The organism is Leeuwenhoekiella sp. A16, from assembly GCF_047946675.1.
Lineage (GTDB): Bacteria > Bacteroidota > Bacteroidia > Flavobacteriales > Flavobacteriaceae > Leeuwenhoekiella.
On record NZ_CP172313.1, the window covers coordinates 1883199 to 1907405 of the forward strand.

Below are 24207 nucleotides of genomic sequence, written 5' to 3' on the forward strand. Positions count from 1 at the left end.
CGCTAAAATATAGACTGCAATGTGTCGTTAAAGTTTATTTTTTAAGAACGCAAATAGCCTTAAATTTGACTTTGATGAGCAAACCAGATCTAGAGATACAGCTTAAAACTCTTCCTAATAGTCCCGGTGTTTATCAATACTATGATAAAACCGGCAGATTGCTTTACGTAGGTAAGGCAAAAAATCTTAAAAAGAGAGTTTCTTCCTATTTCAATAAAAAACATGATAGCGCAAGAACTCATGTTCTTGTTAAGAAAATTGTTGAGATAAAACACATTGTTGTAAACAGTGAGACAGATGCGTTGTTGCTTGAGAATAATCTCATTAAAAAGTACCAGCCACGGTATAATGTCATGCTTAAGGATGATAAAAGCTACCCGTGGATTTGTATAAAAAAAGAACGATTTCCTCGTGTTTTTCCTACCCGAAGGCTCATAAAAGACGGTAGTGAATATTACGGTCCTTACACAAGCATGAAAACCGTTCATACTCTTCTGGATCTAATTAAGGGTTTGTACCCGCTGCGCACGTGTAATTATGACTTGTCTGAAGAAAAAATAGTTGCAGGTAAATATAAGGTTTGCCTTGAGTATCATCTAGGCAATTGCTACGGCCCGTGCGAAGACAAATATTCTGCAAAAGATTATCACGATAATATTGACGCTATTCGCGAAATAGTAAAAGGTAATTTTAAAGATTCACTTTTTCGCTTTCGCAACCGCATGAAAGAATATGCAGACAATATGGAGTTTGAAGAAGCGCAGCGCATTAAAGACAAGATCGATATTCTGGAAGGGTATCAGGCAAAAAGCACTGTTGTGAATCCTAAGATCAACAATGTAGATGTTTTTAGTATTGTATCTGATGAAGGCTACGGCTACGTGAATTTTTTGCAATTGTCGCACGGTGCGATTATCCGCTCACATACCTTAGAAATCAAGAAAAAACTGGCAGAAAACGACCAGGAATTGCTAGAAATCGGGATTGTAGAAATAAGACAACGCTTTAATTCACGCTCTTCAGAGATCTATGTTCCTTTTAAAGTAGAAGTGGGCGAAGATCTAAAAGTAACAGTGCCACAACTGGGCGATAAGAAACGTATTGTAGAACTTTCTGAACGCAATGCCAAATATTTTAGGATGGAGCGTTTTAAGCAAACGAAGATCGTAGATCCAGATCGCCATACAAACAGATTGATGGCGCAAATGAAAGCAGACCTTCGGTTAAATGAAGAGCCACGGCATATTGAGTGCTTTGATAATTCAAATATACAGGGTACAAATCCTGTGGCTGCCTGTGTTGTTTTTAAGAACGGAAAGGCTAGTAAAAAAGATTATCGCAAATTCAATATTAAAACAGTTACAGGAGCAAATGACTTTGCTTCTATGGAAGAAGTGGTTTTTAGACGGTACAGGAGATTACTTAATGAAGGAGAAGATCTGCCTCAACTTATAATTGTAGATGGTGGTAAAGGTCAATTGTCATCAGGTGTTAAAGCATTAGAAACATTAGGATTGAGAGGTAAAATCGCGATTGTAGGTATAGCTAAACGCCTTGAAGAGATTTACTATCCCGGAGACTCTATTCCTTTATATCTTGATAAAAAAAGTGAGTCTTTAAAAATAATTCAGCAATTGCGGAATGAAGCGCACCGTTTTGGTATTACCTTTCACCGTAATAAAAGAAGCAATGCTGCTCTGGGTACAGAACTAGATATGATCACAGGAATTGGTGAAAAAACAGTTGTTGAGTTGCTGAAGCACTTTAGGTCTGTAAAGAATGTAAAAGAAGCTTCAGAGCATAATCTCGCAGAAATTATAGGTCCGGCAAAAGCTAAACTTATCCATAATTATTACAAAAACAAGGCATGAGAATAGTACCGCTTATTCTTATTGTTTTTTTTTCCTTTTCGCTTCATGCGCAACAACGCAAACAAGACAACTTAAAAGTTGGTTTAGTATTAAGTGGCGGCGGGGCAAAAGGTCTTGCGCATATAGGTGTGCTTAAAGAGATTGAGAAAGCGGGAATTAAAATAGATTACATAGGCGGGACCAGCATGGGGGCTATTATTGGCGCGTTGTATGCTTCGGGATATAATGCAAACCAACTTGATTCTATATTTAAAGAGGTTGATTTTAATAATCTTATACAGGATTATTTACCGCGAGAAGCCCAGACCTTATACGAAAAAGCAGACGCCGAAAAATATGCAATAGCGTTACCTTTTAATAATTTTAAGATCTCATTTCCTTCGGCTCTTTCTAAAGGGCAGAATATCTATAATCTTTTCTCCCACCTTACTGAACATGTAGGCAACATTCATGATTTTAGTAAACTCCCTATTCCTTTTTTCTGTATCGCGACAGATGTTGAGAAAGGTACAGCAGTAGTGCTCGATCATGGTTATTTACCGCAGGCAATTTCTGCCAGCGGTGCATTACCCTCGCTTTTTAGCCCTGTAACTTTAGATGGTAGAATACTTATTGATGGTGGCGTGGTAGATAATTATCCTGTAGAAGAATTGAGAGCAAGAGGCGCAAATTATATAATAGGAGTAGATGTGCAGGATGATCTCAGGTCACGGGACCAGCTGCGTAGTGCGCCGGAAATCCTACTACAGATCAACAATTATCGTACGATAACCGCTATGGCTCAAAAGGCCAAAAAAACTGATATTTATATAAAGCCTGATATCGAAAATTACACTGTGGTTGACTTTGGTAAAGGGCAGCAAATTATTAATGGTGGTGAGGAAAAGGCTAAAGAGTTTAAAACGAAATTAGATGAACTGGCTGCACGCCAAAAGCAGATCTATACTAAACCTGCTTTAAAAAGTCAATATACAGACAGCCTGGACCTAAAAAGTATAAACATAAGAGGTAACACTTATTATACAAGATCATACATTCTGGGGAAATTAAAAATAAAACCACCTGCAAAAACTACTTATGGGAAACTCTTTGCAGGTATAAACAACCTTGCCGCAACCGGAAATTTTGAGCGTATTAACCATAGGCTGGAGAAGTATGATAACGGTCAGTATCATTTAGAATTAGAAGTTCGGGAAAGTGATATCACCACATATCTGCGTGCGGGCGTGCATTATGATGATTTATACAAGAGTGCTGCCTTAGCTAACATCACAAAGAAAAGATTACTTTTTAAAAATGACGTCGCTTCACTTGATCTTGTGTTGGGAGATAATCTTCGGTATGAATTTGACTACTATAGCGACAATGGGTTTTATATCAGCTTCGGTCTAAAATCAAGTTTTAATACGTTTGAAAAAAGGGTGAATGCTCGCTTTGTAGAACAAATATCAGAGCTGCCTTTATCAGGCGTAAATAATCTAACAGTCAAATACTCAGATTTTACAAACCAGATCTATTTACAAACATTATTTGAAAAGCAATTCTCTCTTGATCTGGGTCTCGAGCATAAATTCCTTACGGTAGAAACTGAAACTATAAGCAGAGAAAACAGCGATAAGAGTTTCAAGTTTGACAATAGCAATTACTACAGCGCCTTTGGTAAACTAAAGCTAGACACTTTTGACGACAAATATTTCCCCACGCGTGGCTGGTACTTTAATGGTGTTTTTAATCTGTATGGTTTTTCGTCAGATTACAATAACAATTTTAATGAGTTTTCTATTGGTCGCGCTTCTATAAAATACGCCACAAAAATTCTTCCTAAAGTAAGTATGCTTTTTGAAAATGAGGGCGGTTTTAAAATTAGCGGCGAGAGTATTAATTCACTTGATTTTTTCCTGGGCGGCTGGGGTAATGATCTGCTTAATAATATGGTTCCTTTTTACGGGTATGATTTTATAAGTTCTGGAGGTGACGGCTTTGTAAAAGCCACACTTACTTTTGATTATAATTTTGCCAAAAACAACCACATCAACTTAGGAGGTAACGTGGCAAATATTGAGAACAAACTCTTCTCAAGCGGCAATTGGTTTAGCGCACCAGACTACACGGGTTATTTTGTAGGTTATGGTCTCGAAACTTTCATTGGCCCGCTTCAAACAAAAATCGCCTACTCGCCAGAGCTTAATGAAGCTAGCTGGTATTTTAGTCTTGGTTTCTGGTTTTAAGTATATTTTGGCCGATTTTCGGCTTACTTTTTACGATATTTGTAAATAACTATATCGATTGAGTAGAATTTGATAATTGTTTTTTCTAGTCGGCGGTATTGAAAAAATACAAGCTATGCCTTTCTATCATAAACTGGGTAAAATACCTCATAAACGCCATACTATATTCAAAAAGCCAAATGGCGATCTGTATTACGAGCAGCTTTTTGGTACAATAGGTTTTGAAGGTATGTACACAAATATGTACCATGAGAATAGACCCACACAGGTAAAAGAGATAAAAGGAAGCTACAGCGTTAAACCAAAGATTGCAAAAGCAAATCACATACAATCGTATCGCTTTCGCGGATTTGAAGTCAAGCCCGAAAAAGACTATCTGCAAAGCCGAAAATCTATTCTTACAAACAGTGATTGTACTATTCAGTTAGCGGCACCGCAGCAAAGCACACATGATTATTTCTACAAGAACAGCGATGCAGATGAGTTGCTTTTTGTGCATCGCGGCAGCGGAAAATTAAGAACACATTTAGGAAATCTGGATTTTAAATATGGCGATTACCTGTTAATCCCCAGAGGAGTAATCTATAAAATCGACTTTGAAACGGCAGAAAACCGACTTTTTATAGTAGAAAGCCGCCGGCCTATTTACACACCAAAACGCTACAGAAACTGGTTTGGCCAGATGCTGGAGCACGCTCCTTTTTGTGAGCGGGATATAAGACGACCCTACGAACTCGAAACCAACAATGAGAAAGGAGAATTTTTGATGAAGATCAAAAAGCAAGATGAGATTTTTGACATGGTATATGCCACGCATCCTTTTGATGTAGTGGGTTATGACGGGTACAATTATCCGTATGCGTTTTCCATTCACGATTTTGAACCTATCACCGGTCGCATTCATCAGCCGCCACCGGTGCATCAAACTTTTGAGACAGATGCTTTTGTGGTGTGTAGTTTTTGTCCGCGTAAATACGATTATCACCCGCAGAGTATTCCGGCGCCTTACAATCACAGTAATATAGACAGCGATGAGGTGTTATATTATGTAGATGGTGATTTTATGAGTCGCAATGATATTGAAGCTGGGCATATTTCTTTGCATCCCGCCGGTATTCCGCATGGGCCGCATCCGGGAGCGGTAGAACGCAGTATTGGTAAAACAGAAACCGAAGAACTCGCAGTAATGGTAGATACTTTTAAACCATTGCAGATCTGTGAAGATGCCATGCCTATTGCAGATGAGAGTTATCACAAATCTTGGCTGGAGTAAGCTTTCGCGAAAGCTAAACACGTAAGAATAGTTGTGTGTAACAACTTAAAAAATATTAGATATGGATACCGAATTAGAATTAAAGAAAATAGTTCCCGCAGCTGAAGATTTCCTGCCGTTGCTGGGTACAGATTTTGTCGAGCTGTATGTAGGAAATGCAAAACAGGCGGCATACTACTACCAGACGGCATGGGGTTTTACGCCTGTTGCCTATTCTGGGCTTGAGACGGGGCAAAAAAACAGTGTTTCTTATGTGCTTCAGCAAGACAAGATTAGACTGGTGCTTACTTCGGCAATGCAGCCTGGCGGCGAAATTAACAAACACATTGAGCAGCATGGTGATGGGGTAAAAGTTGTTGCGCTGTGGGTAGATGATGCTACAAAGAGCTATGAAGAAACGACTAAAAGAGGGGCAAAATCGTTCCTAAAGCCCGAAAAACGGGAAGATGAGAACGGTCACGTGATACTTTCAGGCATTCACACGTATGGAGAAACCGTGCATATTTTCGTAGAACGTAAAAATTATACCGGTCCGTTTTTGCCTGGTTATAAACCCATTAAAAAATCATATCAAACAAAGTCTACAGGGTTAAAATATATCGACCATATGGTCGGTAATGTAGGCTGGAATGAGATGAACAAATGGGTAGATTTTTATGCCAAAGTAATGGGTTTTGCGCAACTGGTATCATTTGATGACAAAGATATTTCAACGGAATATACCGCGCTCATGAGTAAAGTGATGAGCAATGGCAATGGGAGAATTAAATTCCCCATAAATGAACCTGCAGAAGGAAGAAAGAAATCACAAATAGAAGAATATATTGATTTTTATAACGGCGCTGGTGTGCAGCACATCGCTGTAGCTACAGATAATATTATTGAAACTGTCACACAGTTAAGGGATCGCGGCGTAGAATTTCTGTATGTGCCAGAAGCGTATTATGATACCGTTCTTGATCGCGTGGGTGAGATAGATGAAGATCTGGCGCCGTTAAAAGATCTAGGTGTTTTGATAGATCGGGATGATGAAGGTTATTTACTGCAGATTTTTACAAAACCGGTTCTTGACAGGCCTACCATGTTTTTTGAGATCATCCAGCGCAAGGGAGCAACATCTTTTGGTAAAGGTAATTTTAAAGCACTTTTTGAAGCTATAGAGCGCGAGCAGGAATCGCGAGGCACTTTATAAATAGTTCGTTTACAATTAATAGGTTGCGCTATCGTTTTTAGACGGTGGCGCTTTTCTTTTTGTGAAAACCTAAAGCGTTTTATGTTGTTTTGGTTATTTTTGGAACAACTCTTGTAATCTTGTTGCTAGAAGCCCCAATTAAAAATAGTAATGAAAAAAATTTACCTATTAGTTCTAGCTGTTTTCATAAGTAATTTATCATTGAGTTCACAGAATATGGAGCCCGCTTTTCAGGAAGGAGAGTGGTTTCAGTTCAGGATTCACTATGGTCTGTTTAATGCGGGCTATGCTACTCTCGAGGTCGTTAACGATAATTACAAATCTAAACCTGTCTATCATGTAAAAGGATACGGTGAGACTACAGGGGTGTCGCGTATTTTCTTTAAAGTTGAAGATAAGTATGAAACATATGTAGATAAAAACACCATTCTGCCTTATAAATTTATAAGAAAGATAGATGAGGGCGGTCATACCAAAGATAAAATTGTAGAGTTTGACCAAAACGCTCATGTTGTTCATATTAATGACATAAAGCATAAAAAGAAGATCACTTTAAATACAGAACCTTCTGTACATGATATGATCTCCTCCTTTTATTATCTGCGCGATAAGCTTGACACTTCTACTTTAAAAGAAGGAGATGAGATGGTGCTCAATATGTTTTTTGACGAAGAAAACTTTAAGTTCAAGTTAAAATATCTGGGCAAAGAAGTGATACGCACAAAATTTGGCAAGGTAAAATCGTTAATATTTAGACCCTATGTACAAGCCGGGCGTGTGTTTAAAGAGCAAGAAAGTCTTACAATATGGGTAAGTGATGATAAAAATAAAATACCTTTGCGGGTAAAGGCAGATCTAGCCGTAGGCTCAGTAAAAGCAGATATAGAAGCTTTTAAAGGCTTAAAAAATCCATTTGTAATTATACAAGATTAATGACAAGAGTTTCTCCTGAAGTACAACAACATCTAGAAGCAATAGGCGAGAAGTTTGATGCGATGGGTCAGGACCTGGGCAACCAGCTGGAAGGTTTTCTCTATAGTAAACCCATAAATTACTGGGATTATATACAAACAGATGCTTTGCTCAACCTTCAGGTGCAGCGCACTTTATTACCAGATGAGATGGTTTTTATCATGTATCATCAAATAAATGAACTGCTATTTAAAATGATATTGTGGGAGATCGATCAAATATCTGCCGAAAAGGAGCTAAAAACGGCCTTTTTTGCCTCAAAACTAGAACGCATTAGCAGATATTTTGATATGCTAACCGGCTCTTTTACCATCATGCAGGAGGGTATGGATATGGATCAATATCTAAAATTTAGGCGAACATTGAGTCCGGCAAGTGGATTTCAGAGTGCTCAGTATCGCATGATCGAATTTGGTTCTACCAATCTTGAGAATCTTATTGACGCCCGCTTTCGCGAAATCTACACCAGTGAAATGCCAGATGACGAAGCTTTTGAAAAATTGTACTGGCAGGCGGCAGGCAAGGATTATGCCACTGGTAAAAAAACATACACCTTAAGCGAGTTTGAGCTAAAATATAAAGAAGACTTCCTGCGTTACATAGAACAATACAGGAATTTAAATTTGTACGCCCGTTTTAAAACTTTGCCAGAACACGATCAAGAAGATGCAACGTTGCAACATGCCATGCGTCATTATGATCTTACTGTTAATATAAAATGGGTAATGTCGCATTATCGTGCTGCACGATTTTATCTCAACCAGGGCAAAGAGCCGCTAGAGGCAACCGGCGGTAGTGATTGGGTAAAATATATGCACCCTAAATATCAAAAAAGAATTTTTTTTCCAGACCTGTGGAGCGCATCTGAGAAACAGGAATGGGGAATGCATGTTTAAATAATAGTACTAGATTAAAGAATTGAATAATACGTATCCCAAATTGAAAAAATTAAGTTACCTACTATTAGCAGCGCTTACCTTTTACGCCTGCGCTGATGATAAAGCCGAAGAGAACGCAGAGAACACAGAAGAAGTAGTAATATCAAAACCTGTTGAGGTTAAAGAATACGGTTATGTTCTTAACGATTATATCGTTGAGAAAGACACTGTACAGCCGGGAGATAGTTTTGGGCAGATCTTGTTCCAGAACGGGATAGACTACGGTACGATTCAGGAAATAACAGACTCTGTAAAAAATGTTTTTGACACACGCCTGATAAAAGTTGGCAGACCTTATACCTTATTAAAGTCTAAAGATTCACTTGAGCAGGCGCAGGTCTTTATTTATGAACAGAACAAAATTGATTATGTTGTTCTCGATTTTAATGAAGAAGTTACGGCTGCAGCCAAAAAGAGACCGGTTACAGTAGTAGAGCGTACGGCAATGGGCACGATAAATGACAACCTCTCAACTACGTTTGATGATTTAGGACTTAATAGTCTTGTGGCCTATAAAATGGCTGATATTTATGCCTGGACGATCGATTTTTTCAGGTTACAGGCAGGTGATAGATTTAAGGTGGTTTATACAGAGAAGTTTGTAAATGATACTATTCCTGCAGGTTTTAAAGATATTAAAGCCTGTTGGTTTGAGCATAAAGGCAAGCCGGTATATGCGTTTAGATTTGGCAGTGATTCAATCCCCGGCCAGTTTGATTACTTTGATGAAGAAGCAAACAATTTAAGAAGAGCGTTCTTAAAAGGTCCTTTAAAGTTTAGCCGCATATCTTCTCGTTATAATTTAAAACGAAGAATTGCATATTATGGCAACCGCATACGCCCACATAAGGGGACAGATTTTGCCGGAGCAGTAGGTACGCCCATTATGTCTACAGCAGATGGTACGGTAGAGAAATCTGAGTATCGAGGAGGGAACGGAAACTACGTTAAAATACGCCACAACGGTACGTATGAGACCCAATATTTGCATATGAGCAAAAGAGCTGTTAAGGTGGGCGATTATGTAAGGCAGGGAGAAATAATTGGCTATATTGGTATGACAGGAAATACCTCTGGGCCGCACGTATGTTACAGGTTCTGGAAGAACGGAAAACAGGTAGATCCCTTTAAGCAGGATTTACCAACATCAGAACCGCTTGAAGAAAAACTAAGGCCAGAGTATTTCGCGCAAATAGCGCCATTTAAAGAGCAATTAGATAATTTAAAATTTGAAAATACTTTATAGTCATGCATAAGATTAACCCAACTACCACCCAAGCCTGGAAAAAATTACAACAACATTTTGAAACTGTACAAAATGTTGAGATGAAAGAACTGTTTAAAAATGAAGGCCGTGCAGTCGATTTTACCCTCAATTGGGCCGATTTTTACATTGATTACAGTAAAAATCGCATGACGGCAGAAACAAAAGATTTACTGCTTGAGCTGGCAAGCGAGATGAAACTCGATGATGCGATCAAAGACTATTATGGCGGTGTGGCTATAAATGAAACAGAAGGAAGAGCAGTAATGCATACAGCTCTACGCAGTTCTGATAGTGAGTCGATATATATAGAAGGAGAAAATGTAATTCCTGAGGTAGAACGGGTAAAAGAAAAGATAGAGGTTTTTACTAAATCTGTAATAGAAGGTGCACATAAGGGATATACAGGTAAACCTATAAAAGATGTTGTAAATATTGGCATAGGCGGTTCAGATCTTGGTCCTGTTATGGTAACTGAGGCATTGGCTTATTACAAGAATCATCTTAATGTGCATTTTATTTCAAATGTAGATGGTGATCACGTACATGAAAGTTTAAAAAATCTAAATCCTGAAACTACTCTATTCGTAATAGTTTCAAAAACATTTACAACACAGGAGACTATTACAAATGCTAATACGGCGCGTACCTGGTTTTTAAGTAAATTAGGTGAAGGTAGTTCTCAGGGTGAAGCTGTGGCGAAACATTTTGTAGCGGTTTCATCTAATACTACGGCTGTTGTTGATTTTGGAATAGACGCACAGAATATTTTCCCAATGTGGGAATGGGTAGGTGGTAGATTTTCGCTTTGGAGTGCAGTAGGTCTTTCTATAGCGCTTTCTATAGGATATAATAATTTTAAGTCACTTCTTGATGGAGCACATAAAATGGATGTTCATTTTAAAGAAACTCCTTTTGAAAAGAATATGCCCGTGATGCTTGCTCTGGTAGGTATCTGGTATAATAATTTCTTTAAATCTGAAAGTGAAGCCATAATACCTTATACACAATATCTGCATAGGTTCTCAGCTTATTTGCAGCAGGCTATAATGGAAAGTAACGGTAAAAGCGTAGATCAAAATGGCAACACCGTTACCTATGAAACCGGAAGTATAATTTGGGGTGAACCGGGAACAAATTCACAACACGCATTTTTTCAGCTTATTCATCAGGGTACAAAACTTATTCCAACAGACTTTTTAGGTTATAAAGAATCATTACATGGGGATGAAGATCATCATAATAAGCTTATGGCAAATTTCTTTGCACAGACAGAAGCATTGATGAATGGGAAAACCCTTTCTGAAGCTCGTGCAGAATTAGAAGAATCTAACCTTACTGCAGAAGAAATTGATAAGCTGGCACCTTTCAAAGTGTTTCAGGGTAACAAGCCTACAAATTCCATTTTAATAGATAAACTTACTCCGGAAAGTTTAGGCGCTTTGATAGCACTTTACGAACATAAAATTTTTACTCAGGGAATTTTATGGAATATTTACAGCTACGACCAATGGGGAGTAGAGCTAGGTAAGCAACTTGCAAAAAACGTTTTACAAGATATAGTTAATGAGGAAGTTACTCCTCATGATGCATCTACAACGGCATTAATTAAGCACTTTAAAAGCTAAAAAAAGAGCGTAGAAACGGGTAAAATAAAAATGTTAAATTTTTGAATTACAACGTTTTAGTAGCTTGTGGTTAGGATATAGAATGTGAATGTTAAGTTAATTATTCTTAACATTGCCTTAATATTCAATTGGGCGGATAGTGTGACTTTTGCCCCAAATTCTAATTCTAAATAATCACAATGAAAAAAGTTACAAATTTATTGGTTGTAGCGTTACTAATGTTCACTGCATTTACTTTTGCACAGGGAACTATTAGTGGTACGGTAATCGATGGAGACGCAAGTACTCCGCTTCCTGGAGTAAACATTATTGTTCAGGGAACATCTCAGGGTGTAACAACCGATTTTGACGGGAATTTCTCGGTTAGTGTTTCTAAACAATCTGGAACATTGTCAATTTCTTATGTAGGTTTTACAACAAAGCAAGTTCCTTTTGAAGTAAGTAATGGGGAGAGCTTAGATCTGGGAGAAATAGTTCTTGAAGTAAATGCTGCTTCTCTTGATGAAGTAATTGTAAATAGCTTTTCTTTAGCTATCGATCGTAAAACACCTGTAGCTGTGTCAACGATAAAAGCACAGGAAATTGAAACTAAATTAGGAAGCCAAGAGTTTCCCGAAATTTTAAAATCAACACCTGGTGTTTATGTGACCAAGAATGGTGGGGGTTATGGAGATGCAAACCTTAGAATTAGAGGTTTCAGCTCAGAAAACGTAGCTGTGTTAATAAACGGTGTGCCGGTTAATGACATGGAGAATGGTGTTGTTTACTGGAGCAACTGGGCAGGTCTTGCAGACGTTACCCGGTCAATGCAGGTTCAAAGAGGTCTTGGTGCTTCTAAAATTGCAGTGCCATCTGTAGGAGGTACAGTTAACATCCTTACTAAAACTACAGATGCTGAAAAAGGCGGTAGTATTTCAATGACAGGTGGTAATGATGGGTACCAAAAATATGGAGCTACTTTGTCAACTGGCGTAATGGATAATGGTTACGCAGTAACTGTTTCAGGTACAAAAACCAGCGGTGATGGTTATATAGATGGTACACAATTTGACGGGTTTTCATATTTTTTAAGTATAGCTAAAGATTTTGGTCAAAACCACAAGTTGTCTTTTACTGCATTTGGTGCAGGTCAAAGACACGGTCAACGTCAAAACAGACAGTTTATAGAGACTTATAGAAGAAGTGAAAGAGGTCTAAGATTTAATCAGGACTGGGGATATAAAAACGGTCAAATCGTTAATATAGAAGATAACTTCTACCATAAGCCACAAATGTCATTAAACCATTATTGGACAATTAATGACAAAATGAATTTATCTACAGCAGTTTATGCTTCATTCGGCTCTGGTGGCGGTGGAGGAACAGGTGGTGATACAAGCAAGTTTGGTTTAGAATCAGACTACCGCGATGGAGATCTTCAACCGGTAAATCTTGATAAAATTGTTGCAGATAACCTGGATAACGGTATCGAAGGATCTGAAACTTATTTAAGAGCTTCACGTAATGATCACAAATGGTATGGAGTACTATCTCAACTTAGTGCCGATGTTACAGATGACATTAGAGTGATAGGTGGTTTAGATTTTAGATATTACAAAGGGGATCACTTTACTGAATTAACAGATCTTTTAGGTGGGGATTACTATATTGATAATAGCGATGAAAACAATCCTAATAAATTAGCTAGAGTAGGTGATATAATTTCATATCACGACGAAGGATTTGTACTGCGCGAAGGGCTTTTTGCTCAGGCAGAATATACAAAGAACGATTTTAATTTCTTTCTTGCAGGTTCTGTATCTAACACAGGATATAAGAGAAAAGATTATTTTAATTATTTAGCTAGCGATCCTAATCGTGAGACAGATTACCAAAACTTCGTTGACTTTACAGTTAAGGGTGGGGCAAACTATATTATAGATAACAATCAAAACGTTTTCGCAAACATTGGTTATTTAGAAAAAGCTCCATTTGATAATGCAGTTTTCCAGAATAACCAAAATGATATTAATCCTGACGCTGTAAATCAAAAGATATTTAGTGCAGAATTAGGTTATTCTTACCGTAGTTCTCTGTTTAGTGGTAATCTAAACATATATAGAACAGAATGGAAAGATCAAACAAATGTTATTGGTTTTACCAATAATGATGGTTCTACCGGATTTGCAAACCTATTGGGAATTAATTCTTTGCATCAAGGTATTGAACTTGATTTTACATTTAGACCTCTTGAAGGACTTACTATAACAGGTTTTGGGTCTTTACAGGATAACACTTATACAAATAATTTAGTAGATGTGCCTGTATACAATGAAGATCAGGTACAAGTTAATACTGTAGATGTTTACATTAAGGATGTAAAAGTGGGTAACGCTGCTCAAACTACTGCAGGTTTAGGTGTTGATTACGCTGTTTTACCTAGAACAAATGTGCGTGTAGATTATTTGTATGGTAATAATTTTTACGGAGATTTTGATCCTACAAGCAGAGAGGATGTAACAAGTCCTCAAGCTTGGGAAGCCCCATCTTATGGTTTATTTGATGTGAACTTAAGACATGGTTTTGACTTCGGTGGTTTTGATACAACTTTAACTGCTAACGTTTATAATCTTTTTGATACCGAATATATTGCTGATGCTACAGACGGTGGTTCAGCTTTTAATTCAAGAGTATTTTACGGTTTCGGTAGAACATTTACCATAGGAGCAAAAATTAATTTCTAAAAAAACATAAAATGAAAAAGTTAATCTACATTTTTTTATTGGCCATTATTGGTGTCTCGTTTTCGGGGTGTACTCCTATGGACGATATTCATGAAGAAATAGATGCTGATCTTAATAATAACAGTGTACAAGGAGCTATCGATTATACTCTTACTGAAGATGATTATACAGCATTAGATTTAGGTTATGGAAGTTTCAATTCTTTAGATGATGCGAAAACTATGATCCCTGGTTTATTGACAGATGTATTTCCGATATTGGGTTCAGGATCTTTAGTAAGCGCTACATTCAATTTGTATTCTCCTGTGGTTGTTGAAAATTATACTGTAACGGCAGCAGATTATAGCGCAATAGGTTTGTCAAATGAATATTTTTCAAGCCAAGGAGAAATCACTTCTTTTTTAAAATACCAGTTTCCTCAGGCAAAAACTGGAATGTATGCTAATCTAACATACAATACCCTTGCAGATGAAATTGCCTATACTATAGATGCAGATGGTTTTGATATAATTGGGACAGAGCTAGGAGATGTTTATCCAGAACCGGCTTCAAGTGCTAGTAGCTACAATAACTTCGATAGAAGAGAAGGCAGAGATGCTTATTGGAGTCCAGAAATGATTGTTGATGCAATCAATGCAGTACTATCTGAAAATTTTGATGGTGTTACAGGGCAAAAATACAATGTATCTTATGCTATTTATGATGGTAGTGCCGGTACTGAAAGTACAACTGTTCAGTTTGATGGTAATGCTTATGTGGCTGTAGGTGGTATGTCTTACCAGTTTGGAAATGCAGATTTTGCTTTGATTGGTACAGAGTTAGGAACGGCTTATCCAGAGCCCGCTGCAAGTGCTGCAAATTATAATAATTTTGACAGAAGAGAAGGTAATGCAGCTTATTGGAGCCAGGATATGATATTAGAAGCTATCAATGTTATCCTGCCGGTTGATTTTCCTGCTGCTGCAGAAGGTGATAAATTTGAAGTAAGCTATGCTATATACAATGGTGCGGCTGGTGTAGAGATTACATCTGTAGTTCTTACTGACGGTGTTTATGTATTGGATACCGAAGCGTCTATTTCTACTATCGAAACAACAACGACGTATGCTTACATTGCTAATGCATGGACAATGCCTTATGCCTTAACAAGCGAAGATTATACAGAAATGGGACAGAGCTATCCTAACTTTAGCGATAGAGACGAGGCTACCTATAAAATAGGTGTATTTTTAGAGTCTCTATATCCATATGCGGAAGAAGGTGATTACGCAGCAGTTACATATGACTATTACAGTTCAGGGGTAACTACCCAATACACTAATTTTGTGTTTGAAGGCGGTAGCTGGAATTTTGTTCCTAGTGTAGTAGAGTCATCATTACAATTTGGTAACGACGGTACTACATGGATTCCTGATAATACTATTAAGTATACCTTGACTAATGCTGATTATGAGTATATGGCGGACACGTTGGGAGCTGATCCAGCATATGCTGGAATTGTTGCAACTCTTAGGGACTATCATGATTATGATTCGTCTTGGACTACAGAGCAAATATTATATTCTTTATTTGTCTTAGCTGAGCATAATTTCCCAAGTGCGGAGATTGGTCAAAAATATGAGATGTCTTATCTTGTTTACAACAATGGGCTAGGTGAGTATACTGCTAGTATTATACTAACAGCTGATGGCTGGGCAGTACAAGAATAAAAAATAAATAAGAAATAGATTTTTAAACCCCTTGCATCAATCGCGAGGGGTTTTTTATTGAATCTAATAAGGAATGTATGATATTTGCATTTTAGCATAAACCCTTAAATTATTATGAAAAAACTATTTTCTTTCTTTCTACTTCTCTTAATATTAGGATGCAGTAGCGGAGACGATTCCCAGGTAGTTGACGGTGGTGAAACTCCAACTGAAAAACCTGTTGCAGTAGATGATGCTGCTACCACCTCAGAAAACGAATCTGTTGTTCTTGAAGGACTTTTAGCCAATGATAATTTGGTAAATAGCGCACGTATTACAGATATTGAAACTTCTAGTTCAAATGGTGGTACGATAACAGATAACAGAGATAATACGTATACATATAACCCTCCAACTAACTACATAGGCGAAGACACTTTTACTTATACTATTTGTGATAATTTAGACACTCCTAACTGTTCAACAGCTACAGTAACTATGACTATTACAGGATCGTCCCCTCTGGCTGTAGATGATGAATACACAACTCCTGAAGATAAGTTCTTAAAAATCATCAATTTTCTTGACAATGATGAAGTTGTAGACAATGCAACTGTAACCTCTTTTGATACTGATGGTACTAATGCAACTGTTGTGCTTGAAGATGATGGGAGTATAACATATACTCCAGAAAATGGTTTTTCTGGTGATGACACATTTACATATACTTTGTGCGATGATGATGAAACACCTAGTTGCTCTACTGCTACTATTACCGTACATGTAACAGATACGGGTTCACCTATGGCTGAAGATGATTTGATTGTTTACGACAGCAATGCTGCAGAAATGACTATTGAGAATCTTTTGTCTAACGATGATCTCACCGATGATGCTGTGCTTACTTCTATTGATGCGTCAACTAGTAATGGTACCGTAACTTTAAATGAAGATGGGACTATCACTTATACTGCAGCAGGAGGATTTTCTGGGGAAGACACATTCACATATACTATATGTGATGACGACCAGGAAGCCACATGCTCAACTGCAACCGTAACTGTTCAGGTTGTACAGGCTGTAGTATTTAATATTCCGGCAGAACTTCAGGATTATTATTCTACTGCGGTTTTTTCTGATAACGCAGATTTTAATTTTGAGGTAATATCAAATCTTACTATAAATAAGCATACTACTTTTCTTTCTTACGGCCAGCGTCATCAATATTTGTATGATGCAGATGCAGATCTTAGTAATCCTGCTAATGTGATTCTTATGTATTCTGGCGAAAGCAGAGATAGAAGGGAATATACTTCAGATAGTAATCCTTACAGTCCGCAGACATTCAATACAGAACATATATACCCACAATCTAGATTAACGTCAGATCTTGCGGTTTCAGACTTACATCATTTAAGATCTAGCGATGCAGATATTAATAGCTTAAGAAGTAATTATCCTTATATAGATGCAAGTGGAGAATATCAGGTTGTAAACTCTAACAGCTGGTTTCCTGGTGATGAGTGGAAGGGCGATGTAGCGCGTATGGTTTTGTATCTTAATATTCGATACGGGGAAACATTTGATAGAGTAGGTAGCATTGAATTATTTCTAAAGTGGAACGTAGAAGATCCCGTTTCTGCATTTGAAGTTCAAAGAAACAATGTTATAGAAGGTGCTCAAGGCAATAGAAATCCTTTTATTGATAATCCATATCTTGCAACTTTGATCTGGGGTGGCACACCTGCTGAAAACAAATGGAATTAATAATGTTCCTGTATCTAAGAAAGTGTATTTTTAATTAAATTCTATAATTTATGTATTCTACCGTGCAATTTGTGCATTCATACTGGGCATATTTAGTATTGACCGTTTTGGTCATCACAACTGTTAATTCTTTAATTGGTTATTTTGGTAAAAAAGAATATGGGGCAAAAGATATGCGTCTGGCTCTTTTTACGCTTATAGTTTCGCACATTCAGCTCCTTATAGGTATTGTTCTTTACTTTGTTTCCCCTTTAGGAGCAAAGGCTATTGCAGAGGTGGGAATGAGTGAAGCAATGCATGATCCTAATTTAAGATTATATGTTGTAGAGCATCCACTTGCTATGATAATAACGATTGTTTTAATTACTGTAGGATATTCCAAACATAAAAAGAAACTTACTTCAACTCCTAAATTTAAATTACTTGCTATATTTTATACCCTTGCTTTAATTGTAATGCTTACTCGTATTCCCTGGCAAAATTGGTTTTAAGAAATGAACTAACGTAATAACGTAAAGATATAACCATCAAAGAAATTTGATGGTTTTTTTATTCTTGTATGTATCTTAACCCAATTATTATGTTTGCATAAATGAAATTTAGAAAATTCAGTCTTATAATATATCTGTTTGTGGGAGTCCTCTTTGCTCAGGAATATCCACCTATTCTTAATTATGATTCAAAAAATTATAATGCGGGCAACCAGAACTGGATGATTGCTCAGGGAGACGATAATATTTTGTACATCGCAAACAATTCTGGTCTGCTTTCATTTAATGGTGAACAATGGGAACTTAATAAAGTGACAGACGGCTCTGCGGTACGCTCGGTTTTGGTTCATGAGGAGAAAATTTATACCGGCTCCTATATGGACTTTGGATACTGGGAGAAACAACAGGATGGAAAACTTGCCTATACGAGTCTAAAATCGGTCGTAAATGACCAATTTTTAGACGGTGAGCAGTTTTGGCATATTGCCAATCTGGGAGATTACATTGTGTTTCAGAGCCTACGAAGACTTTATAGTTACAATACTAAAGACAAGAAAATTAGTATTGTTTCGCCAGAGCATACTATTATCAATTTGTTTGAGGTAAATCAAAAACTCTATTATCAGGTTGCAGAAGAAGGGTTGTATGTAATAGGCGACGCTTCTGTTGATCTTATTATCCCCTCAAGTGAAATCGAAAATAAAATTTTGGTAGGTTTATTCAGTTATAAGAATTCGCTTCTGGCAGTCTCACGCTACTCGGGACTCTTTTTACTTAAAAATGGTAAATCTTTCACATATAATGTAAGTCAGGATTTCTATCCCATTACAAATGATGTTTATACCTCTATACTTACTCAAGATAATACGCTTGTTTTAGGAACCATAGGCCACGGTATTTACCTGCTGGACCTTCAAGCTAATACAAAAACACATTTGCTTCAACCTACTATTTTAAACAATACGGTGCTCGCTCTTCTTGAAGATAATGCAGGAAATATATGGAGTGGGCTAGATAATGGTATTAGTGTTATAAATAAACAGAGTCCTGTGCAACTATACACTGATATTTTTGGGGATATAGGTACTGTTTATTGTAGTTTTAAAAGAGGTAATTTTATTTATTTAGGTACTAATCAGGGTTTATACTACAGAGATGTACACACTGAAAATAATTATCAACTTGTAAAAGGCACAAGTGGTCAGGTATGGGATATTCAGGAAATTGACGGGCAGCTTTACGTGGGGCATAATCGCGGTACATTTATCATAAGTGAAAATGTAGCGAAACAAATATTTTCAGATTCGGGAACATGGCAACTAATTAAAATAGGTGATGATATTGTGCAAGGCCATTACAATGGTTTATCTCACTTTAAGCCAGAGCAGCCAGACAGCATAACATACATAGCTAACTTTAATCTTTCCTCAAGAAATTTAGTTGTTGAAGATAGCACGACTCTGTGGGTAGGTCATGACCACAAGGGTATTTTTAAACTAGAATTAAATAGTAATTGCGATTCTGTTTTGGGTATAAATAATTACGCACCTAAAACGCAAGACGGCCTCGGGATTTGGGTTTTCAAATTAGCAGACAGTATTTACTATTCAACTTCAACTAAAATATTTAAGTATCTAAAGACAAAAGATCTGTTTAGTGATAAAAATGAATTACAAGATATTACTGGCGAACAAAAACGGACTAGTGGTATAACCAAAGTTCTAAACGATGAGACTTGGTGGAGTTTTGGTGAGGACGAAATTTTCTACGTGAGCAGAGATACTTTTCAGGATAAATTTGTGACCCGTTCTATTCCCATACCTAAAGAGTTTAGAAGTATTGCAAATGGTTTTGAAAACGTTAGCCTAATTGAAGATCACACTTATTTAATAGGTTCAAATATAGGTTATAGTCAATTTACTCTTCCCTTTAATACATTGCCTACCGGCGAATTGAAATTGCGCAGTATTGAGACTGCGACTGTAGAGGGAAAATATAACCATGAGGTTCTCAATATTGAAAATTTAGACCTGCCCAATGCTGTAAATACCTTGCGCTTTCAATTTAGTTTGCCCAACTATGATAAGCTGAATAAAGCAAAATATAGCTATAGATTATCGGGTTTTTCTAATAGCTGGAGCAACTGGGATCACAACGATAATGCAGTTTTCAAAAATTTACCTGCTGGTGACTACACTTTTGAAGTTAAAAGTAAATCTGGAGGGAGTAGTAGTAACATTGTAAAATATGCTTTTAGCATAGCACCACCATGGTATTTAACTACAACAGCAATTGCAACATACATCATTCTGTTTATTGTTGTAATTCTGGTAGTTCATAGATTGTATACAGGATACTATAGAAAACAAAGAGCAAAGCTTATAGAAAGAAATAAAGAACAACTTGAGCTTTCCCAACTTGAAGCTCAGCAGGAGATAATGCAACTTAAGAATGCACAGCTGGAAGTTGACGTAGCCTCAAAAAACCGTGAGTTGGCGGCATCGACAATGAATCTTATAAAGAAAAATGAATTTCTTACTGTACTAAAGAGCAGGCTTGAAAATTCTAAAGACCAAAATGACATTCTTGATGTGGTGAAGATCATAAATAAAGACATTGCAGAAAAAGATAACTGGAAGTTGTTTAAAGAAGCATTTGACAATGCAGATAAAAATTTTCTGCAGGCAATTAAAGAGACCCATCCTTCCCTTACTTCTAATGATCTAAAACTTTGCGCTTATCTAAGATTAAATTTGTCGTCAAAAGAGATTGCTCCACTTCTAAATATTTCGGTAAGAAGTGTAGAAATAAAACGATATCGTTTGCGTAAAAAGATGAAATTAGAGCATGAAGAGGGTTTAGTTGAGTACATCCTGTCTTTCAAATCCCACAACATTTCTTAAAACTAACACAACATTACCACAACATGGCTGAAAAAGTACTTGTCGTAAGAGTTTTGAGTATATCTTTTAATCATCAAAAAACCGCCTGTTTATGGCGGTTTTTTGATGATATTACATAAAAATTAGCTTTTTTTTAGGATGTATATTTTTTGTTGAGGTACTAATAAGAGATTCTGTTTTTCTTATGTCTACTTTGCTACTATAACAAAACAGTTTTTTCACATGAACAAAGCTTTATTTTCTATCTTTTTATTGGTAGCTCCTTTTTTTCTGTTCGCGCAAACGTTTGAAGTTTCCGGGGTCGTAACAGAAGGAGATACTAATATGCCCTTGCCGGGTGTAAATATCACCGTCAAAAATACTACAAACGGTGTGTCAACAGATTTTGATGGTAACTACACAATTTCGAATATATCAACAGGAGATATTCTGGTGTACTCTTATGTGGGCTTTACCACACAGGAAATAGTAGTAACTAATCAAAAAGTCATTAATGTAGTTCTAAAAACCGACTCCCAAGCTCTTGACGAAATAGTTGTGATAGGTTACGGTACGCAATTAAAGAAGCAGGTAACCGGAGCGGTATCTACAGTAGGTGAAGCCACTATTACTGCTATTAAACCTTTAAATGCCGCACAGGCTTTACAAGGTACAACCTCTGGTGTAAATGTTACGCCTCAGGGAGGAGCTCCCGGTTCTGAAGCTAACATACGTATACGTGGTGTTGCGACAAATGGTGATAATGCACCATTAATAATTTTAGATGGCTTTCAGTATAACGGCGGTTTGAATTCAATAAATCCGCAGGATATTGAGACGTTGACGGTTTTAAAAGATGCTCAGGCGGCTATTTATGGTACCATAGCATCTAATGGTGTTATTCTTATTACCACAAAGGCGGGTCGCAAGAATCAAAAAGCCACAATCTCTTATGATGGTTATACCGGGATTCAGGAAACTACCCGTAAACTGCCTTTGCTCAATGCTACAGAATATGCGTTACTGCTTAATGAGAGTTATGCCAATGCAGGTCAGGCCTTACCTTTTTCAGATGTAAGCAATTTGGGTGTGGGTACAGATTGGCAGGATGAAGTTTTTCAACAAAGCCAGATCAATAGTCATAACCTTGCTGTAAGTGGTGGTGGTGAAAAAATGAGTTATTCGTTTAGTGGCTCTCACTTGTATCAGGAAGGTATTGTAGCACCAGAAAAATCTAATTTTAGACGTAATACCGCTAAATTTTCGCTTAATGCAGATCTAAGAGACAATCTATCTATAACAACAAAACTCTTTTATACATATTCTAAGAGCAGAGGTGTAAATGATTTTAGTCTGGGGTCGGTTTTATTTAACGCAGCAAACATTGCTCCTACAATTAATCCTGATGTCGATAATCTTGATGGTCAAATTAATTTAGGTAACGAAGTTGTAAACCCTCTTACTCAGATTGAAAACACATTTAATCAAAATGTTTTAAACCGCTTAAGCGGAACTTTTCAGGCAACCTTAGATTATGCTAAAAACCTTAGTCTTCAGGGAAGAATAGGGTTTAATACTTCAAATACAAAAACCCGCGAGTTTTTACCAATATATAATTTCGGAACGGGGAAAATATATACACGCGCAGATAATCTGGTGACGCTGGGTAAGATCAATGATAATGATTACACCTTTGATTTATTCAACACCTATACGAATACATTTGAAGAAGATCATGAAGTCACTTTTACGGCTGGTATGACCGCTTTTAAGCAGTTTGGAGAAGGTTTATACGGTTCTAGAACAGGTGTTCAGGCAAATAGCTGGGATTTTGCAGACCTCAATACAGCAACGGGATCAGGAGATGAGCAAACAAATTCTTCTTATTCATATGATTTAAGACGGTTGTCTTTTTTCGGCAGATTGCAATACGCTTATAAAGATAAGTACCTGCTTTCTGCGATGCTACGAAGAGATAGTTCAACCAAATTTGGTCCTAATAACAGAGTAGCTTATTTCCCGTCTGTAACTGCAGGTTGGGTAGTTTCAGAAGAGGGATTCTTCAATGAAGATGGTTTTGTCAATTTCTTGAAATTACGCGGTAGCTATGGCGTGATGGGTAATGACCGTATTCCCGATTACATATACCTTTCTCTATTAAATGGGGAAGCAACCTATGTATTAGGTGGTGATCAGGCATTGATCAATGGTAACGCTTTAGGAGCTTTGCCCAATCCGGATGTGAAATGGGAAGAAGCTAAGAAATTTGATGTGGGTCTGGATATGAACTTTCTCAATGATAAATTCGATCTTACTGTTGATTACTTTATAAATAATCGTGATGACCTTTTAATTCCGAATATTCCTGTGTCTGGTATTTATGGTACAGGAGCTCCTGGAGCTTCTAGTCCTACTATAAATGCGGGTTCTGTGCGTAATAAAGGTCTTGAAGTCACTTTGGGTTACAGCAATCAGATCAACGATAATCTTTCAATAAATGCGAGTTATAATGTAAGTACCCTTGATAATGAAGTTACAAAAGTAAACGGTACAGACTTTATAGAAGGTGGTGGTTTTGGCGTAGGTCAACCAGCGCCGTCGCGTATGCAGGCAGGTAAACCTATTGGTTATTTCTATGGTTATAAGACCGATGGTATTTTTCAAACTGCAGAAGAGGTTGCAGCTCATCCTTCACAGCAGGCACTGGGAGCGGTTGCCCAACAGGGTGATATTCGTTATTTAGATCTTAATGCAGATGGAATTATCAACTCAGATGACCGTACTGATATAGGTAATCCTATACCTACAGTTACAATGGGTTTTAATTTCTCTGTAAATTATAAAAGTTTTGATTTTTCAGCATACTCTTACGCAAATATGGGTAACGATATTGTGAGAAATTATGAGCGCGATCAGCCTAATGTTAATAGAATGTCATACAGACTTGATCGCTGGACGGGCGCTGGTACAAGTACATCTGTGCCACGAGTAACAACCGCACCTACTTCTAACGCAGTATTTTCAGATTTTTATGTTGAAGATGGTTCTTTTGCCCGCATCCAGACAATAACATTAGGATATACAATACCAGAGGTATTTACAGATAAAGCCGGAATTGGACAATTTAGAGTGTACGGTAAAGTAGACAATGTTTACACGTTTACTAAGTACTCTGGCTATGACCCAACAGCTTCAACGGGAGCGCCTATTGGCGGAGGTATAGATTATGGTTTTTATCCATTGCCACGCACATATATAATTGGTGTTAATCTTCAATTCTAAAAAAAGCA

The 24207-nt window shown here is 37.2% G+C and carries 14 protein-coding genes; all 14 read left to right on the plus strand.

Translation table 11 applies throughout. The annotated features are described in order from the left end of the window. Nucleotides 1-74: 74 nt before the first annotated feature. The 14 genes from uvrC (at nucleotide 75) to ACH3O9_RS08150 (ending at nucleotide 24199) form a co-directional block, all read left to right on the plus strand. Nucleotides 75-1871 carry an excinuclease ABC subunit UvrC gene (gene uvrC, locus ACH3O9_RS08085; protein ID WP_416446083.1) on the plus strand — a complete coding sequence of 599 codons (1797 nt, stop codon included), beginning with the start codon at nucleotides 75-77 and terminating at the stop codon, nucleotides 1869-1871. Continuing rightward, nucleotides 1868-4099 (plus strand): patatin-like phospholipase family protein, encoded by a 2232-nt coding sequence (locus tag ACH3O9_RS08090; protein ID WP_416446085.1) that lies wholly within the window; start codon nucleotides 1868-1870, stop codon nucleotides 4097-4099. The genes uvrC and ACH3O9_RS08090 overlap by 4 nt, the downstream gene beginning before the upstream one ends. A 115-nt stretch (nucleotides 4100-4214) precedes the next feature. Beyond that, nucleotides 4215-5372, plus strand: a complete 1158-nt coding sequence (locus ACH3O9_RS08095; RefSeq protein WP_416446087.1) for a homogentisate 1,2-dioxygenase — start codon at nucleotides 4215-4217, stop codon at nucleotides 5370-5372. 61 nt (nucleotides 5373-5433) lie between these two features. After that, the gene (hppD, locus tag ACH3O9_RS08100) at nucleotides 5434-6564 is read left to right on the plus strand and encodes a 4-hydroxyphenylpyruvate dioxygenase (RefSeq protein WP_416446089.1); all 1131 of its coding nucleotides are present in this window, start codon (nucleotides 5434-5436) and stop codon (nucleotides 6562-6564) included. A gap of 150 nt (nucleotides 6565-6714) precedes the next feature. Next, nucleotides 6715-7497, plus strand: a complete 783-nt coding sequence (locus ACH3O9_RS08105) for a DUF3108 domain-containing protein (protein WP_416446091.1) — start codon at nucleotides 6715-6717, stop codon at nucleotides 7495-7497. Then, on the plus strand, nucleotides 7497-8432 hold the full coding sequence (locus ACH3O9_RS08110) for a tryptophan 2,3-dioxygenase family protein (RefSeq protein WP_416446093.1): 936 nt from the start codon (nucleotides 7497-7499) through the stop codon (nucleotides 8430-8432). Before ACH3O9_RS08105 ends, ACH3O9_RS08110 begins: the two co-directional genes overlap by 1 nt. Nucleotides 8433-8475: 43 nt before the next feature. After that, on the plus strand, nucleotides 8476-9720 hold the full coding sequence (locus ACH3O9_RS08115; RefSeq protein WP_416446095.1) for a peptidoglycan DD-metalloendopeptidase family protein: 1245 nt from the start codon (nucleotides 8476-8478) through the stop codon (nucleotides 9718-9720). A 2-nt stretch (nucleotides 9721-9722) separates the two neighbouring features. After that, entirely contained in the window at nucleotides 9723-11366 is a 1644-nt protein-coding gene (gene pgi, locus ACH3O9_RS08120) for a glucose-6-phosphate isomerase (RefSeq protein WP_416446097.1), read from the plus strand. Between the two features lie 179 nt (nucleotides 11367-11545). Next, complete coding sequence (locus tag ACH3O9_RS08125) at nucleotides 11546-14089, plus strand: TonB-dependent receptor (protein ID WP_416446099.1); 2544 nt, start codon at nucleotides 11546-11548, stop codon at nucleotides 14087-14089. A gap of 11 nt (nucleotides 14090-14100) precedes the next feature. Then, nucleotides 14101-15798: a hypothetical protein gene (locus ACH3O9_RS08130; RefSeq protein WP_416446101.1), complete on the plus strand. Its 1698-nt coding sequence runs from the start codon at nucleotides 14101-14103 to the stop codon at nucleotides 15796-15798. Nucleotides 15799-15912: 114 nt separating this feature from the next. Next, complete coding sequence (locus ACH3O9_RS08135; RefSeq protein ID WP_416446103.1) at nucleotides 15913-17544, plus strand: Ig-like domain-containing protein; 1632 nt, start codon at nucleotides 15913-15915, stop codon at nucleotides 17542-17544. A 50-nt stretch (nucleotides 17545-17594) separates the two neighbouring features. Continuing rightward, entirely contained in the window at nucleotides 17595-18035 is a 441-nt protein-coding gene (locus ACH3O9_RS08140; protein WP_416446105.1) for a hypothetical protein, read from the plus strand. 101 nt (nucleotides 18036-18136) lie between these two features. After that, a complete protein-coding gene (locus ACH3O9_RS08145; protein WP_416446107.1) occupies nucleotides 18137-20938 on the plus strand; it encodes a triple tyrosine motif-containing protein in 2802 nt (933 codons plus the stop codon). A 222-nt stretch (nucleotides 20939-21160) separates the two neighbouring features. Next, on the plus strand, nucleotides 21161-24199 hold the full coding sequence (locus tag ACH3O9_RS08150) for a SusC/RagA family TonB-linked outer membrane protein (protein WP_416446109.1): 3039 nt from the start codon (nucleotides 21161-21163) through the stop codon (nucleotides 24197-24199). Nucleotides 24200-24207 lie beyond the last annotated feature (8 nt).